The 15,088-nt window shown below is 66.0% G+C and carries 13 protein-coding genes; 4 read left to right on the top strand and 9 right to left on the bottom strand.

Annotation, left to right across the window (positions count from 1 at the left end; translation table 11 throughout):
• Nucleotides 1-10: 10 nt before the first annotated feature.
• From ACIP21_RS09285 to ACIP21_RS09275, 3 genes are read right to left on the bottom strand one after another with little or no spacing between them, the layout of a single operon-like run.
• Nucleotides 11-331 (bottom strand): NIPSNAP family protein, encoded by a 321-nt coding sequence (locus ACIP21_RS09285; protein ID WP_400686645.1) that lies wholly within the window; start codon nucleotides 329-331, stop codon nucleotides 11-13.
• Nucleotides 292-2,034 (bottom strand): FAD-dependent oxidoreductase, encoded by a 1,743-nt coding sequence (locus tag ACIP21_RS09280; protein WP_400686643.1) that lies wholly within the window; start codon nucleotides 2,032-2,034, stop codon nucleotides 292-294. The genes ACIP21_RS09285 and ACIP21_RS09280 overlap by 40 nt, the downstream gene beginning before the upstream one ends.
• 4 nt (nucleotides 2,035-2,038) lie before the next feature.
• On the bottom strand, nucleotides 2,039-2,848 hold the full coding sequence (locus ACIP21_RS09275) for a shikimate dehydrogenase family protein (RefSeq protein ID WP_400686641.1): 810 nt from the start codon (nucleotides 2,846-2,848) through the stop codon (nucleotides 2,039-2,041).
• Between the two features lie 144 nt (nucleotides 2,849-2,992).
• Between ACIP21_RS09275 and ACIP21_RS09270 the strand changes: the two genes are divergently transcribed.
• A complete protein-coding gene (locus ACIP21_RS09270) occupies nucleotides 2,993-3,763 on the top strand; it encodes an IclR family transcriptional regulator C-terminal domain-containing protein (RefSeq protein WP_400686639.1) in 771 nt (256 codons plus the stop codon).
• Nucleotides 3,764-3,976: 213 nt separating this feature from the next.
• Here the strand turns inward: ACIP21_RS09270 and ACIP21_RS09265 are convergent, their stop codons facing one another.
• Nucleotides 3,977-4,399 carry a hypothetical protein gene (locus ACIP21_RS09265; protein ID WP_400686637.1) on the bottom strand — a complete coding sequence of 141 codons (423 nt, stop codon included), beginning with the start codon at nucleotides 4,397-4,399 and terminating at the stop codon, nucleotides 3,977-3,979.
• A 172-nt stretch (nucleotides 4,400-4,571) separates the two neighbouring features.
• On the opposite strand from ACIP21_RS09265, the gene ACIP21_RS09260 reads away from it, so the two are divergent.
• From ACIP21_RS09260 to ACIP21_RS09250, 3 genes are read left to right on the top strand one after another with little or no spacing between them, the layout of a single operon-like run.
• Entirely contained in the window at nucleotides 4,572-7,769 is a 3,198-nt protein-coding gene (locus ACIP21_RS09260; protein ID WP_400687112.1) for an efflux RND transporter permease subunit, read from the top strand.
• Complete coding sequence (locus tag ACIP21_RS09255) at nucleotides 7,762-8,928, top strand: efflux RND transporter periplasmic adaptor subunit (protein WP_400686635.1); 1,167 nt, start codon at nucleotides 7,762-7,764, stop codon at nucleotides 8,926-8,928. The genes ACIP21_RS09260 and ACIP21_RS09255 overlap by 8 nt, the downstream gene beginning before the upstream one ends.
• Nucleotides 8,912-10,324 carry an efflux transporter outer membrane subunit gene (locus ACIP21_RS09250; protein ID WP_400686633.1) on the top strand — a complete coding sequence of 471 codons (1,413 nt, stop codon included), beginning with the start codon at nucleotides 8,912-8,914 and terminating at the stop codon, nucleotides 10,322-10,324. The genes ACIP21_RS09255 and ACIP21_RS09250 overlap by 17 nt, the downstream gene beginning before the upstream one ends.
• 127 nt (nucleotides 10,325-10,451) lie before the next feature.
• On the opposite strand, the gene ACIP21_RS09245 is transcribed toward ACIP21_RS09250, so the two are convergent.
• The 5 genes from ACIP21_RS09245 to ACIP21_RS09225 all read right to left on the bottom strand — a co-directional run bounded on the left by ACIP21_RS09245 (nucleotide 10,452) and on the right by ACIP21_RS09225 (nucleotide 14,964).
• A complete protein-coding gene (locus tag ACIP21_RS09245; RefSeq protein ID WP_400686631.1) occupies nucleotides 10,452-12,908 on the bottom strand; it encodes a TonB-dependent siderophore receptor in 2,457 nt (818 codons plus the stop codon).
• Nucleotides 12,909-12,981: 73 nt separating this feature from the next.
• A complete protein-coding gene (locus ACIP21_RS09240; RefSeq protein ID WP_400686629.1) occupies nucleotides 12,982-13,923 on the bottom strand; it encodes a FecR domain-containing protein in 942 nt (313 codons plus the stop codon).
• The gene (locus tag ACIP21_RS09235) at nucleotides 13,923-14,429 is read right to left on the bottom strand and encodes a sigma-70 family RNA polymerase sigma factor (protein ID WP_400686627.1); all 507 of its coding nucleotides are present in this window, start codon (nucleotides 14,427-14,429) and stop codon (nucleotides 13,923-13,925) included. Before ACIP21_RS09235 ends, ACIP21_RS09240 begins: the two co-directional genes overlap by 1 nt.
• Nucleotides 14,430-14,513: 84 nt before the next feature.
• Nucleotides 14,514-14,690, bottom strand: coding sequence for a hypothetical protein (locus tag ACIP21_RS09230; RefSeq protein WP_400686625.1), 177 nt, complete (start codon nucleotides 14,688-14,690; stop codon nucleotides 14,514-14,516).
• A 130-nt stretch (nucleotides 14,691-14,820) separates the two neighbouring features.
• The gene (locus ACIP21_RS09225; protein ID WP_400686623.1) at nucleotides 14,821-14,964 is read right to left on the bottom strand and encodes a hypothetical protein; all 144 of its coding nucleotides are present in this window, start codon (nucleotides 14,962-14,964) and stop codon (nucleotides 14,821-14,823) included.
• Nucleotides 14,965-15,088 lie beyond the last annotated feature (124 nt).

Raw genomic sequence — 15,088 nt, 5'->3', positions numbered from 1 at the left:
CCACACTGATTTATTGCAGGGGGGAGAAGGCCGTGGGGCGCAGCAGCCGCGAGTGCAGTTGCAGCACCGCGCCGAGCTCGCGGTTACGCCGCGAAAACGCCGTCCAGCGCGGGTCGGCCGCCATCGCCGCGCGGCGCTGCATGCGGTCGTCGAGGCTGGCGTAGGCCCACAGGTGTACCACCTGGTTGACCTCGCCGATTTCCTGGGTGAAAAAGCCCACCAGGTTGCCCAGGTGCTCGCTTTGCACCTCCAGGGCATGGCTCTGGTACAGCGCCAGCCAGTCGGCCATCTTCAGCGGGTCGAGGGTGTAGGTTCGCAGTTCGTAGTACATGCGCGGTTCTCCGTTTGCAGGCCAGTGGCGATATGGCTGGCGGCGAGCCAGCCGAAGGTGAGGGCGGGGCCCAGGGTGATGCCGGGGCCGGGGTAGGTGCCGTTCATCAGCGAGTTCATGTCGTTGCCCACGGCATACAGCCCAGGGATCGCGGCGCCGCTGCGGTCCAGCACGTTGGCGCGGGCGTTGGTGACCAGGCCGCGTGCCGAGCCGAGGTCGCCGGTGTGCAGGCGGATGGCGTAGAACGGCGCCTGGGCCAGCGGGGCGAGGCACGGGTTGGGCTGGTGCTGCGGGTCGCCCATGTAGCGGTTGTAGCTGTTGCCTCCTTTGCCGAACTCGCGGTCCAGGCCGTCGCGGGCATCGGCGTTGAAGCGTGCCTGGGTCTGTTGCAGGGCGTTCGGGTCGACGCCGATGGCCTGGGCCAGGGCCGCTATGCTGTCGGCCCGGTGCAGGTAGCCCGCATCGATCAGCGCCGAGTTGTCCACCGGCTTCGGCCGGGCCAGGCCCAGGCCGTAGCGGTTCATGGCCTCGGCATCGCAGAGCAGCCAGCATTCGCCGATGCCCTGGGCGAACATGGTCTGCACGAAGTGGTGGTAGGAGTTGGACTCGTTGACGAAGCGCCGCCCGTTCGGGGCAATGGCGATCACGCCGGGTTTGGCGCGGTCGGTGACCAGGTGCGGGAAGCGTTCGACTCGGCCATCTGCATGGCGCACTTGCGACACCGGCGCCCAGAAGAAGTTGGCCGCCAGGCCTTCACCCTGGGCTGCCGCCACGGCTTCGCCGAGGCGTAGGGCCGCACCATCGTTACTGGCAGGTGACATGCTCAAGTGTGGCGCGTCGCTGCTGGGACGGTAAGCGGCGGCCAGTGCCCCGGCGGCGAAGCCCCCCATGGCACAGACCACGCCCCCGCGCGCCTGTATCCGCTCAAGCCGGCCCTCACGCTGGATGAGCACGCCTGTGACCCTGCCATCTTCGACGAGCAACTCCTGCGCCTCGCTGCGCAACCACAGCTCGGTGCCATGGGCAAAGGCGCTGCAGGCCAGGCGGGCGATCAGCGCGTTGCCGGTGGTCAGGCGCGTGCCGCGCGGGTGGCGCAGGCGGTCCAGGGCGTAGCGCGCCATCAGCTTCAGGCAATGCCACAGCGAGGCCGGCGAGCGGCGCAGGTTGAGGAAGTGCTGGATGTCCACACGGTTGACCATCATGCCACCGAACAGCAGCATGCCCGGCGGCGGCATCGTCAGGTCCTTGAAGCGCGCACCCAGGCGACGCCCATCGTACTCGACCATCTCCAGCGCCCGGCCGAACTCGGTGGCGCCGGGTTGTTCGGGGTAGTAGTCCGGCGAGTGCGGGCGCAGGCCATAGCGCAGTTCGGTGTGCTGTTCGAGCCAGCGCAGCGCCTGGTGACCCTGTTCGATGAAGGCGTCCACCAGGGCCGAGTCGCAACCGGCGCCGATCACCGCCTTCAGGTAGCTGCGCATGGCTTCGGGGGAGTCCTTGGCACCCGCGGCACGGGCCTGGTCGGTGCCGTACAGCCAGACCGCGCCGCCAGAGATCGCCGAGGTACCGCCGAAGGTCTCGGCCTTTTCCACGACCAGCACCTTCAGCCCACGGCAGGCCGCCGTGGCCGCTGCGGCAAAGCCGCCGGCGCCGCTGCCGAGGACGATCAGGTCGTAATGCTGTTGTGGCTGTTCGAATGCGCCCATGGCCTCAGATCTCCAGTGGCGTGACGCCCATGAAGGCGCCGAGGTGACCCAGTTGGGCGAACGCCATCTGCGCGCCGGTCTGGATCGGGCAGCCGCGCTCGCGGGCCTTTTCCAGCAGCGGGGTGACTTCCGGCGAAGTGACCACATCGGCCACCAGCGTGGTCGGGCGCAAGGTTTCCAGCAACGCTGCTGGCAATGGCAGCTCGGTACTGTTGCCCATACCCACGGGCGAGGCATTGACCACCAGGTCGAAGTCTTCCAGCGATGAATATCGGGTCGCGATTTCCAGCTCGGGGAATCGATTGCCCAGTACTTCGCCAAGGGCGCCGACGCGGGCGACGCTGGGGTCGCTCAAGGTGATCTGAGCCAGGCCCGCTTCTGCCAGCGCATAGGCGATAGCGCTGCCGACCCCGCCACAGCCCACCACCAGCGCGCTGTTGCCCGCTGCCTGGAAGCCATGCTGCTGTGCGGCGCCGAGAAACCCCGCGCCATCGACGTTGTCGCCCAGCAGGCGGCCATCACCCTGGCGACGGATCACGTTGACCGAGCCCAAGGCCGCTGCCCGCTCGCTGAGCCCGTCCAGCTGCGAGGCCAAGGCCTGCTTGTAGGGCACCGTGACCACGCAGCCGCGCAGGTTGTGCCAGCCGCGCAGGGTGTCGGTGAAGGTGCCCAGTGCCATGGCCTGCAGGTCGATGGGCAGCATCGCCAGGTCGTGGCCATGGTTGGCGAACCAGGTATTGAAGTTTTCAGGTGACTTCACCTGGGCGATGGGGGAACCGACGATGGCGACCAGTTCAGTTGAGCCTCGGATCATGCTGACCTCCGTTCTTGCTTGTTGTTGTGGAGGCCAGCTTGGAATGAGAAGGCGTAGGGAACAATGCGCTTATCGAGGCTTTGATGCGATAATCGCAACCATATGCCGTTTATCGCATTAAATGCCGTTTTGCGAGCCCACACCATGACCCAGCCTGAGATCCATCCGCGAGACCTGATTGCCGGCCTGCAGAAGGGCCTGGCGCTGATGCAGTTGTTCAACGCCGAGCAGCCGCGCCTGAGCGTGCCCCAGGCGGCCAGGCTGTCGGGCCTGACGCCCAGCGCCGCGCGGCGCTTCCTGCTGACCTTGGTGCACGAAGGCTTTGCCGACACCGACAACCGCCAGTACTGGCTGACGCCCAAGGCCCTGCGCATCGGTCAGGCCTATGTGGATTCGGCGCAACTGCCGCGCATGTTGCGGCCGATCGTCGAGCAGGTGGCGCGCCAGACCCAGGAGCATGTGTCGGTGGGCACCCGCGATGGCGACGAGATCATTCACCTGGTGCGCAGCCGCTACAGCCATGTCACGTCGCTGTCGATCCGGCCGGGGTCGCGGGTGCCGATGTATTGCACGGCGAGTGGGCGGCTCTGGCTGGCGTGGCTGGAGGAGGGCGCGCGCGAGGCGTACCTGGCGCGCAATCCGCTGCGCGGGCTGACGCCTTACACGCAGACCGACAGGGTGCTGCTGGAGGAAGAATTGCAGCGGGTGAGGGCCCAGGGCTTCTGCATCGTCGATCAGGAATACGAGATCGGCATGCGTGTACTGGGTGTGCCGCTGCTCGACCGCAGCGGCCAGTTGAAGGCGACCCTGACCATCACCACCCATGCGTCGCGGTTGAGCGTCGACGAACTGCGCCTGCGTTACCTGGCGACGTTGTACGAAGCGCAGGCGTTGCTCAAGCCGGTGCTGGACTGAGGCTGACTTGCTGCATCAGGCATGCACGGCCCATTGTAGGAGCGGCCTTGTGTCGCGAAAGGGCTGCGAAGCAGCCCCGGCAATCTTGGAGGGGAGGCTGAAATCGTGGGGCTGCTTCGCAGCCCTTTCGCGACACAAGGCCGCTCCTACAGGGGCACCCCCTGGTCTTTGATCATTGCAAATTAACGGTGCGGGAAGTTATGGGTTTATAACTTACCCCGGCATGCAATCTGTGTCGGAAGAGTGCGCAATCGGTTTGTCCGCACTGTTGTAAAGTGTCAGCGTATATGCCTGGCCAAGGCTACTTTCCACCAAGGTATAGCGCGTGCCGACCTTGAAGTCCTTATAGGTCACATCGACCCGGCAAGTACTGCCATTACTGTCCCCGTCACCCTCCACGAACAGTGTCGCCCCCAGCGTATGCTGCCCCTTCGGCACCTCGAAATAGCGCCCGTCCTCCAGCCGCTTGCCATCCAGGGTCTCGGCCATCAGCGTGCTCGTCGGCTCTTCGCGCAAACTCACCCAGGCCTCGTCCGGGCTGGCTTTCGGCATGGGCCCGGCACAGCCGCCAAGTGCCCCCAATGCCCCCAGCACGGGTAGCAACAGTGCCCATTTAGTACCTTTCCTGATGCCCATGAACGACCCTCTGACAGTAGCTGCGAATGATTCGTAAAGGATGGCCAGCAACCCCCTTCGCTGCAAATGAATACGCCCCGCAGCTTCCCTTAATTTACTTTAATGGAGGTTTAACCGACAGCTTGGAAAGTCCATGGAAGACTGCGCCCCGTTCAACTTTCAGGGGCACAACATGCTCGCGCTGGTCAAAACGGCACTGCACAAACCCTACACGTTCCTGGTGCTGGCGATCGTGATTTGCATCGTCGGTCCATTGGCGGCCTTGCGCACGCCAAGTGATGTTTTCCCCGATATCGGCATACCGGTCATTGCCGTGGTCTGGCAATACACAGGGCTGGCGCCGGATGCCATGTCGGGTCGGGTCGTCTACACCTACGAACGGGCCTTGAGCACCACGGTCAACGACATCGAACACATCGAGTCGCAATCCTTGCCGGGCATGGGCATCGTCAAGATCTTCTTCCAGCCCAGCGTCGATATCCGCACTGCCAACGCCCAGGTCACCGCCGTTTCGCAGACCGTGCTCAAGCAGATGCCGGCCGGCATCACGCCGCCGCTGATCCTCAACTACAGCGCCTCCACCGTGCCGATCCTGCAAATGGCGTTTTCCAGCCCGACGCTGTCCGAGGCGCGTATCCGCGACCTGGTGCAGAACAGCATCCGCCTGCCGCTGACCTCGGTGCCCGGCCTGTCGATGCCGACCCCCATGGGCGGCAAGCAGCGCCAGATCACCCTCGACCTAGACCCCCAGGCCCTGGCCGCCAAGGGCCTGTCGGCCCAGGACGTGGCCAGTGCGCTGGCCGCGCAGAACCAGATCATCCCGGTGGGCACGGCGAAGATCGGCCACAACGAGTTCACCGTGCTGCTGAACAACAGCCCCAGCGCCATCGATGAACTCAACGACCTGCCGGTCAAGGTCGTCGACGGCGCGCAGATCACCATGGGCCAGGTGGCCCATGTGCGTGACGGTGCGCCGCCACAGACCAACATCGTGCGCGTCGATGGCCGCCGCGCGGTGCTGATGCCGGCACTGAAGAACGGCAACAATTCGACCCTGTCGATCGTCGACGGCATCCGCAGCATGCTACCGCGCATCGACGAGACCCTGCCACCAGAGCTCAAGACCTCGCTGCTCGGCGACGCCTCGACGGTGGTCAAGGAATCCGTCGGCAGCGTCGCCCGCGAAGGCATCATCGCGGCCTTGCTGACCAGCGCCATGATCCTGCTGTTCCTCGGCAGCTGGCGCTCGACACTGATCATCGCCGCCTCGATCCCGCTGGCGGTGCTGTCGGCGATCGCCTTGCTGGCGGTCAGCGGGCAGACCCTCAACGTGATGACCCTTGGCGGCCTGGCGCTGGCCGTGGGCATCCTGGTCGACGACGCGACGGTGACCATCGAAAACATCAACTGGCACCTCGAACAAGGCAAGACGGTCAGAACGGCGATCCTCGATGGCGCCAGGCAGATCGTCGGCCCCGCGTTCGTGGCGCTGTTGTGCATCTGCGTTGTATTTGTTCCGATGTTCATGCTCCAGGGCATCGCCGGATACCTGTTCCGGCCCATGGCGTTGGCAGTGATGTTCGCCATGGGGAGCTCTTTTATTCTGTCGCGTACTCTGGTGCCGACCCTGGCCATGTTCCTGCTCAAGCCGCACCGGGTGGAGCAGGGCGAGGGGCGGCACCCGGAGGACGCCTACCTCAACCACCACGAAGGCGACAAGTCGACCAACCCGCTGGTGCGCCTGCAGGCCGGTTTCGAGGCCGGTTTCTCGCGGCTGCGCGACGCTTACCAGGGCCTGCTGGAACTGGCCCTGGCCAACCGCAAGCGCTTCCTGGCGGGCTTTCTCGCCTGCGTGCTGGCCAGCTTCGCGCTGCTGCCGACCCTGGGCGAAGACTTCTTTCCCGAGACCGACGCCGGGGCCATGGCCCTGCATGTGCGCCTGCCGCTGGGCACGCGCATCGAGGAAAGCGCAGCGGCCTTCGACCGCATCGAAAGCCGTATCCGCGAAGTGCTGCCGGCCGATGAAGTGGCGTCGATCATCGACAACATCGGCCTGCCCATCAGTGGCATCGACATGGCCTACAACACCAGCGGCACGGTCGGCCCGCAGGATGGCGACATCCAGGTCTCGCTCAAGCCCGGCCACGGCCCGACCGCCGATTACGTGAAGCGCCTGCGCGAGGTGCTGCCGGACAGCTTCCCCGGCACCACCTTCGCCTTCCTGCCGGCGGACATCAGCAGCCAGATCCTCAACTTCGGCTCGCCGGCGCCGCTGGACGTGAAGGTCTCCGGCCCCAATGACGCGGCCAACCGCGCCTATGCCGCCGAGCTGATGCGCCGCCTGCAGCACATCCCCGGCATCGCCGACCTGCGTTTGCAGCAGTCGGAAAGCTACCCGTCGTTGCAGGTCGATGTCGACCGCAAACGTGCCGCCGAACTGGGCATCACCGAGCGTGACGTCACCGTCAGCCTCGGCGCCTCGCTGGCCGGCACCTCGCAGACCGCGCCGACCTACTGGCTGAACCCGGCAAACGGCGTGTCCTATTCGGTGGTCGGCTCAACGCCGCAATACCGCATGAGCAGCATCGCCCAGCTGCAGGCGCTGCCGATCACCGGCAGCAACGGCCGCACCACCGTGCTCGGCGGCATCGCCAGCCTGGCGCGCACCGACAGCGCCGACGTGGTCAGCCACTACAACATCACCCCGACCCTGGACCTGTACGCCAACGTCCAGGGCCGTGACCTGGGCGGTATCGCGGCGGATATCCAGCACGTCATCGACGATACCGCGCACCTGCGGCCCAAGGGCGCGACCGTCAGCCTGCATGGCCAGATCACCGCGCTGCACGAAGCGTTCCACGGCCTGGGCCTCGGCCTGCTGGGCGCGGTAGTGCTGATCTACCTGCTGATCGTGGTCAACTTCCAGTCCTGGATCGACCCGTTCGTGATCATCACCGCGCTGCCCGCCGCGCTGGCCGGCATCGTCTGGATGCTGTTCGTCACCGGCACCACGCTGTCGGTGCCGGCGCTCACCGGGGCGATCCTGTGCATGGGCGTGGCCACCGCCAACTCGGTGCTGGTGGTGAGCTTCTGCCGCGAGCGCCTGGCTGCCCATGGCGATGCCATGAAGGCCGCCCTGGAGGCCGGTTTCACCCGTTTCCGGCCGGTGCTGATGACCGCCCTGGCGATGATCATCGGCATGCTGCCGCTGGCCCTGTCGCAAGAGCAGAATGCACCCCTGGGCCGTGCGGTGATCGGCGGCCTGATCGTCGCCACCTGCGCCACCTTGTTGTTCGTCCCCGTCGTGTTCAGCCTGGCCCACCGCCGCTCAACCCCTCACGCTGTCGTTGGAGAAAACCTGCATGCCTAGCCGTTCCGTAGCTGATCGTCGGCGCCTGATGCTCATGGCGGGCGCCGGCCTGGGCCTGGCGGCCCTGGTCGTTGCGCTGGGAGTGTATGCCCGCCGGCACCAGGCCGCTGCCGTGCAGGCCTGGACTGAAAGCCGGGCGACCCCGGCCGTGGTGACCTTCACCCCGTCGATGAATGCCGCTGGCGAAACCCTGAGCCTGCCTGCGCACCTGCAGGCCTGGAACATGGCCCGGGTCAACGCCCGGGTCAGCGGTTACCTGAAAAGCTGGCAGGCCGACATCGGCACCCCGGTCCAGGCCGGCCAGCCGTTGGCGGAGATCGACAGCCCCGAACTCGACCAGCAACTGGCCCAGGCCAAGGCCACCCTGGCCCAGCACCGAGCCAGCGCGTCGCTGGCGCAAGGCACCGCCGCGCGCTGGCAGCACCTGTTCGCCAGCCATTCGGTGTCGCGCCAGGAGGTCGATGAAAAGGTCGCTGCGGCTGCCGTGGCGAGTGCCGATGCCGAGGCGGCGCAAGCCGACTATGCGCGGCTCGAAGATCTGGCCGCGTACAAGATCATTCGCGCGCCGTTCAGCGGCACCATCACCGCCCGCCACGCGCAGATCGGCCAGTTGATCAAGGCCGACAGCGCCGGCGCCACCTCGCTGTTCGACATCGCCGATACCCGCCGCCTGCGCCTCTATGTGCCGGTGCCGCAGAACTACGCCAGCCAGATCCTGCCGGGCATGCAGGTGCAACTATCGGTGCCGGAGCGCCCCGGCCAGCATTACATGGCGGCCTTGATGGGCACCTCGACCGCGGTCGACCAGGGCTCGGGCACGCTGCTCGCCCAGTACGCGGTGGAGAACACCAGCGGCGCCTTGCTGCCAGGCGACTACGCCAGCGCCCGCATCACCGTGCGCAGCGCTGCCGCGGCGGTAAGCATCCCCTCCAGCGCGCTGATCTTCCGCGCCCAGGGGCCGCAGGTGGCGGTGCTCGACCCCCAGAGCCGCGTGCACCTGCGCAGCATCCATATCGCCCAGGACCTGGGCAGCACGCTGACCGTCGACCGCGGTCTGGGCCTGAAGGACCAGGTGGTGGACAACCCGCCCGACGCCCTGCGCGACAACGACGCGGTGCGCAGCGTGACCCCGGGAGGTGCCCATGCGCCCTCGGTCTAAGCGCGCCGGGTTGGCGCTGTGCCTGGTACTGCAAGGCTGCTCGCTGGCACCGCATTACCAGGCGCCCGCAGTGGACTTGCCGGCCCATTACGGCGAGCGGGTAGGCGACTGGCGGATCGTCGACGCGAAAGTGCGGCTGCCTGCGCAGTGGTGGACGCTGTTTGCCGACAAGCGCCTCGACGCGTTGCAGGCGCGGCTGTTGGCGTCCAACCCGAACCTCGCTGCCGCAGTCGCGCACAACGACGCGGCGACGGCCTATGCCCAAGGCCTGCACGGCGGGCTGTGGCCGCAGGCCAGCGCCAGTGCCACGCCGCTGCGCCAGCGCCAGTCGGACCGCCGGCCCTTGCGCGGCGATACCCAGCCCTCGATCTACAACAGCGACACCGCTGGGTTGAGTTTGAATTTCGACCTCGACCTGTGGGGCAAGCTGCGCAACCAGGTGGCGGCCGGCGATGCCACGGCGCAGGCTTCGGCGGATGATCTGGCCGGCGCGCGGCTGAGCCTGCAACGGCAGCTGGCGCTGCTGTATGTGCGTGCCCGTGGGCTGGATGCCCAGCGGCAACTGCTCGACAGCGCGGTTCACGACCGTGCCCAGCTGCTGGCGCTGATCCAGCAACGCTACAGGGGCAACATCGCCTCCGAGCTGGACCTGGACCGGGCGGCGGCCAGGTTGTCGGAAGCCAAGGCGGCGGTGGACGACGTGGTTGCCCAGCGCAGCTTGGCCCAGCATGCAATGGCCGAGCTGGTGGGCGCGTTGCCCGGCGATTTCGCCTTGGCACCGGACCCTGCACCGGTCACTGCCCCAGCGGTGCCGACCGACCTGCCCGGCAAGCTGCTGTTGCAGCGCCCGGACGTGGCCGCCGCCGAACGCCGGGTGTTTGCCGCCAACGCCAGTATCGGCGTGGCGCGGGCCGCCTGGTATCCGGACTTCAGCCTGAGCGCGATGTTCGGCGGGCAGACCCAGGGCGCCGGCAATCTGCTGGCGGCGGCCAACCGCTACTGGGCGATTGGCCCGGTGCTGCAGTTGCCGCTGTTCGACGGTGGGCGGCGCTCGGCGGATGAGCGCCGGGCCAGGGCCGAGCTCGAGGCGGCGGCGGCGGAGTACCATGGCAAGGTGCTGCTGGCCGTGCGCGAGGTCGAGGACAACCTGGCGCAGGTGCGTGAACTGGCGCAGCAAGCGGGTGATGTGGGGCAGGCGGCGCAGGCGGCGGGGAGAGCGGAGCAGATTGCCCTTGAGAGTTACCGGCAAGGGGCGGTGAGCTTGCTGGATGTGCTGACGGCGCAGATCGATGCGTTGCAGGAGAAACAGAAGTTGCAGGAGCTGCAGACCCGGCAGCTGGAGGCGCGGATCGGGTTGATGGTGGCGCTGGGGGGCGGGTGGGGGAGTGGCACCTGAGTTTTTCTGGTTGCCAGTGCCGGCCTCTTCGCGGGTGAACCCGCTCCCACACATTTGAAGGCTGTGATTACCCTGTGGGAGCGGCTTTAGCCGCGAAGAAGCCGGGCCTGGACCGATTACTTCAGGTTCAGAAGTCAGCCCTCAAGGTCACGGTGTAGTTGCGCGGTTCCCCGAACTGGTTACTGGCATTCAACCAGCCAATGGACGAGTAGTATTTCTTGTCGAACAGGTTGTTGCCATTGAGCGCAACGCTGAAGTTGCGGTTGATCTGGTAGGCCAGCCGCGCATTCCAGATGGCATAGCCGGCCTGCTCGATATCGCCCACGCCGCCGGTGCCGCCGAAGTTGGTGTTGTAGTTGCGGCTCTGGATATTGGCCCCTGCGCCCACGGTCCATTGATGCAGGTCGCCCGGCAGGTTGTAGTCGCCCCAGAAGCGCAGCAGGTGGCGCGGGGTGTAGCTGTTGAAGGTGGCGCCGGAGGCCGAGGTGCCGTCACCCGGGTCGTTGAGGAATTTGGTCGAGGTGTAGGTGTAGCCGGCGAACAGTTGCAGGCCGCGCAACACCTCGCCGCTGATCTCGGCATCGAAGCCTTCGGCGCGCACCTTGCCGCCGGCCACGTAGCAGTTGTCCTCGCCGTTCTGCCCGCACACCGAGTTGTAGTCGTACTGGGCGCGGTTCTCCTGGTCGACGCGGAACACCGCGAAGCTGGTGTTGACCCGGCCCTCCATCAATTCGCCCTTCAGGCCAATCTCGTAGTTGGTGCCTTCGATGGGCTTGAGCGCGGCGCTGTCTTCGGTCAGTTCGGTCTGCGGCTTGAAGATGTCGGCATAGCTGACGTAGGCCGACCATTGATCGTTCAACGCGTAGATCAGGCCACCGTAGGGCGTGACTTCGCCGGTTTCCTTCGAGTGGGCCGGGGTGGGCGAGGTGGTGGTGAAACGCTGCAGTTCGTAGTCGTATTGATAGTTGCTGACTCGCGCGCCGAGCACCAGGGTCAATGGATCGGCGAGCTTGTAGCGCACCACGCTGTACAGGCCGCTCTGGCGGATCTTGCCCTTGGAAGTGCCGGCGTAGGTGGTGCCGAGCATTTCATCCAGGGTCGGCTCACGGGGCGACACCGGGTTGTAGATGTTCATCGGCCCGAGGTTGAGCAGGCCGCCTTGCAGGTCGTCGGTGCGCAGGTCGCTGGCGTTGGCGCCGACCACCAGTTCGTGCTCCCGCTCGAAGGCGCGCCATTTGCCGGTGAGGTTGATGTCGGCGCCCTTGTTGATGTTCTCGAAGTCGTACAGGTAGGCGCGCGACTGCATGCCGTCCCCCGTCGCCGCGTCGACCGCGCCACGGCCAAAGCTGTAGAGGATGTCATTGGTTTCGCGGATGTAGCTGCCGGAGGCTTTCAGGCGCCAGTCTTCGTTGAAGTCGTGGGTGATGTCGGCGAAGTAGGTGGTCTGCTTGTTGTTCCACTTGTTCCAGTCGGCACCGGTGAAGACCGAACGGCTGACATTCACGCCGCTGCCATCCTTGTTGCGCGGCAGGCCGCTGAAGTAGGGTACCGAATGCAGGTCTTCGACACTGGCGCCGGCGGCGAGGGTGGTGGCATCGCCGAGGTCGTATTCGAGGATGCCATAGAGCACGTTCTTGCGGCTTTCGGCCGTGTCGTAGAAGTAGTCGCGGTCCTCGTGGCCGGCCACCAGGCGCCCGCGCAGCTTGCCATCGGCGCTCAAGGGGCCGCTGGCATCGATCGTCTGTCGGTAGGTGTCCCAGGAGCCGGCGCTGGCGGTGATCGACAGCGACGGCTCAGCTTTTGGGCGCTTGCGCACCAGGTTGATTGCAGCGCCTGGGTTGCCGCTGCCTTGCAGCAGGCCGTTGGCGCCGCGCAGCACTTCGACGCGGTCGTACAGCAGGGTGTCGGAGGTGAAGCTGCTGCCGATGGCGTAGTAACGGCGGTCGAGGGGCACGCCGTCGTACTGGATGGTCTCCACCTCGAAACCGCGCGAGTAGATGTACTTGCCGCCGGACGGGCTCTGGTAGGTGGTGACGCCGGTGGTGCGCTCCAGCACCTGGTCCAGGGTGTCGAGGCGCTGGTCGTCCATGGCCTTGCGGGTGACCACGCTGACCGACTGCGGGATGTCCTTCAGGCGCTGGCTGCCCTTGCCGATGGTGACGGTGTTGCTGGTGTAGCTGCCCGAGCCTTCGGTGGTGGCAGAGTCCTGCAGGCCGGTGATGTTCAGTGGCTCCAGGTTCAGGGCATCGCCGCTGTCCGGTTGCAGCTCCAGGCCATAGACGTCGTTGCCGCGGCGTACGGCGCGCAGGCCACTGCCGGCCAGCAGCTGGCGCAAGCCGTCGTCGATGCCGTAGCGCCCTTGCAGGCCTGAGCTGGACCGGCCGCGGGTCAGCTCCGAGGTGTATTGCAGGGTGATCCCGCCTTCACTGGCAAAGCGCGCCAGTACCTGGGCCAGGCTGCCGGAGGCGATGCTGTAGGCCTGCGGCGCCTGAGGGCTTGAGGCCCAGGAGGAGGCGCTGGCGAAGTGCAGGGCGATGGCCAGTGCCAGCGCGGTTTTTGGAGCCCTTGAAGTGCGGCGGATCATGGAAAGATTGTCCTTGTATGTGGCAGTTCCACAGGTAAGGACTGACGAGTCTGGAAATCGGGCCAACTCTTTTTCAACGTGCTGTCACGGTGACCCAGTAGCGGGTGCGATAGTCGACATTCACCGGCAGCGTCGCGGGCAGTGCTGCGAGGATCGCGTCGGTGTTGTTCAGTTGGAAGGTGCCGCTGATGCGCAGGTGCGCGGCTTGTGGCTGGCAGCGCAACCAGCCCGGGCGATAGCGGCCGAGCTCGCGGAGGAAGTGGTTCAACGGCATCTCGTCCACCACCAGTTGGCCATGGGTCCACAGGCTGTCCTGCTCGCGCGCGACGCCCACAGGCCCTTGGCCCAGGCCGTCGAAGGTCAGCTGCTGGCCGGCCTCGACGAGGTGCGCCGGGCCATGTTCAGGCAGCACCCGTACTGCGCCTTGAAGCACACTCAGCTGCGTGCTGCTCTCGTGTTGGCGGACCACGAAACGGGTACCCATAGCTTCCATCAGGCCCTGGGCACTGCTGACGCGCAGAGGTCGGTGGCGGGTGCTGTGGACATCGGGCCCGCTGTCGACGAGGATTTCGCCCCGGCGCAGCCTGATCAGGCGTTGCTGGTCATCGAACGCGATGTCGACGGCGGTGTCGGTGTTCAGGTCCAGCAGGGTGCCGTCCGCCAGGGTGAACTGGCGATGCTGGCCTACTTGCGTGGCATAGGGCGCCTGGGGCAGCAGTTGACGGTAACCCAGGTAGCCCAGCGGCGCGACGATGGCCAGGGCCAGCAGTTGCTTGATCGCCTGGCGCCGTTCGCGGTCCAGTGTGCCCATGGCCAACTGTGGCGGCAGCAGCCCCAGCTGGGTGCGCACACGCTCAGCCTTCTGCCAGGCCCGCTCATGCTCCGGTGCGGCCGCACGCCAGCTTGCGCAGGCGTCGCGTTGGGCCGGGCTGACGCTCTGGTCGAGCATCAGCATGTGCCAGTGGGCGGCCTGCCGGGCCACCTCGGGGCTGATGCGATACGCGCTGGTGGCCATCAGAAGTCGTCGTCGAACAGGATGCAGGCTTCCAGCGCATTGGCCATGTGCCGCTTGACCGTGCGCTCGCCGATGCCCAGCCGGCGTGCCACCTCGATGTAGGTCAGGCCTTCCAGCTGCACCAGCAGGAACACCGAGCGCACCACCGGCTTGAAGGTGTCGAGCAGGGCATCGAGCTGTTGCAGGGTTTCGCGCATTGCCCATTGTTCCTCGGCCGACAGCGCGAACAGCTCGGGCAGTTGCGCGAGCATCTCCAGGTAGGCCCGTTCCAGCGACTGGCGGCGGAAGTGGTCGTAGACCAGGCGCCGGCTGACCGTGGCCAGGTAGGCGCGGGGGCGTTGCAGGCTGAGCCTGGCGCCGGCCTTCTGCTGGGCCTGGAGGATGCGCAGGAAGGTGTCCTGGGCCAGGTCGGCGGCCTGCGCCGAACAGCCCAAGCGGCGGTACAGCCACTGCTTGAGCCATCCGTTGTGCTCGGCGTAGACCTGGCTCAGATCGTCGTTGATCACGGGAAACCCTCCGGGGTGAGGAAGGCACCTTAAGTGATAACGATTATCAAATCAATTTTTTCCGAGACAGCGCTGCTGTCGTTATCAGTTGCCGGGATGGTTGCTGTAAATGTTGTGAAGAAATAGCAGTTCGAAAATCACCACGAAGATGCAGAACAGGACGAAACCACGGGTGAAGACCCGCCGAGGCCGGTGGTTTCTGAAGTCTTCCACGGCGCCGAGCAGGTTGAAGATGCCGACTACCAAGTCAATGAACCACATGGGCAGCTTCCAGGCTGAGTGTGCGAAGTACGGCATTCTAGCGTCAGGTAAGCGCCCGGATCGATAGCGTTGTAAGCACCCCGGCCTTTGTCTGGCCAGGGTGCTGACATTTGCAGGTGGCAGCAGCCCGTCACCACTGGCCGGAGAAGATGCAGGTGAGGGCTTCGATGCCGCTGAACTTCCACAGGGAGTCGCTGCAACTGTTGGCGAAGGCATGGGCATTGGAGGCGGTGAGGGTCAGAGCGATGGCCGAGGCGTAGAGGATTTTTTTCATGGTCAATATCCTTTTGAGTGAGCACCCATCCTGGACTGGGTGGGTGCCAACACTCTATGCCCAGACCTGAACGCAGGCGATTAGGGCGGGTGTGCTAATGGCGATGTGACGGCCCAGACCGAGG

This window comes from Pseudomonas sp. NPDC089401, assembly GCF_044749485.1.
Classification (GTDB): domain Bacteria; phylum Pseudomonadota; class Gammaproteobacteria; order Pseudomonadales; family Pseudomonadaceae; genus Aquipseudomonas.
Note: the sequence above shows the minus strand (reverse complement) of the source record. Positions and strands in the feature narration are given on the sequence as shown.

What these genes read in the sequence shown, in the direction of transcription:
- ACIP21_RS09285 (WP_400686645.1), bottom strand. Translation starts at nt 331, where the DNA reads ATGTACTACGAACTGCGAACCTACACCCTCGACCCGCTGAAGATGGCC.
- ACIP21_RS09280 (WP_400686643.1), bottom strand. Translation starts at nt 2,034, where the DNA reads ATGGGCGCATTCGAACAGCCACAACAGCATTACGACCTGATCGTCCTC.
- ACIP21_RS09275 (WP_400686641.1), bottom strand. Translation starts at nt 2,848, where the DNA reads ATGATCCGAGGCTCAACTGAACTGGTCGCCATCGTCGGTTCCCCCATC.
- ACIP21_RS09270 (WP_400686639.1), top strand. Translation starts at nt 2,993, where the DNA reads ATGACCCAGCCTGAGATCCATCCGCGAGACCTGATTGCCGGCCTGCAG.
- ACIP21_RS09265 (WP_400686637.1), bottom strand. Translation starts at nt 4,399, where the DNA reads ATGGGCATCAGGAAAGGTACTAAATGGGCACTGTTGCTACCCGTGCTG.
- ACIP21_RS09260 (WP_400687112.1), top strand. Translation starts at nt 4,572, where the DNA reads ATGCTCGCGCTGGTCAAAACGGCACTGCACAAACCCTACACGTTCCTG.
- ACIP21_RS09255 (WP_400686635.1), top strand. Translation starts at nt 7,762, where the DNA reads ATGCCTAGCCGTTCCGTAGCTGATCGTCGGCGCCTGATGCTCATGGCG.
- ACIP21_RS09250 (WP_400686633.1), top strand. Translation starts at nt 8,912, where the DNA reads ATGCGCCCTCGGTCTAAGCGCGCCGGGTTGGCGCTGTGCCTGGTACTG.
- ACIP21_RS09245 (WP_400686631.1), bottom strand. Translation starts at nt 12,908, where the DNA reads ATGATCCGCCGCACTTCAAGGGCTCCAAAAACCGCGCTGGCACTGGCC.
- ACIP21_RS09240 (WP_400686629.1), bottom strand. Translation starts at nt 13,923, where the DNA reads ATGGCCACCAGCGCGTATCGCATCAGCCCCGAGGTGGCCCGGCAGGCC.
- ACIP21_RS09230 (WP_400686625.1), bottom strand. Translation starts at nt 14,690, where the DNA reads ATGTGGTTCATTGACTTGGTAGTCGGCATCTTCAACCTGCTCGGCGCC.
- ACIP21_RS09225 (WP_400686623.1), bottom strand. Translation starts at nt 14,964, where the DNA reads ATGAAAAAAATCCTCTACGCCTCGGCCATCGCTCTGACCCTCACCGCC.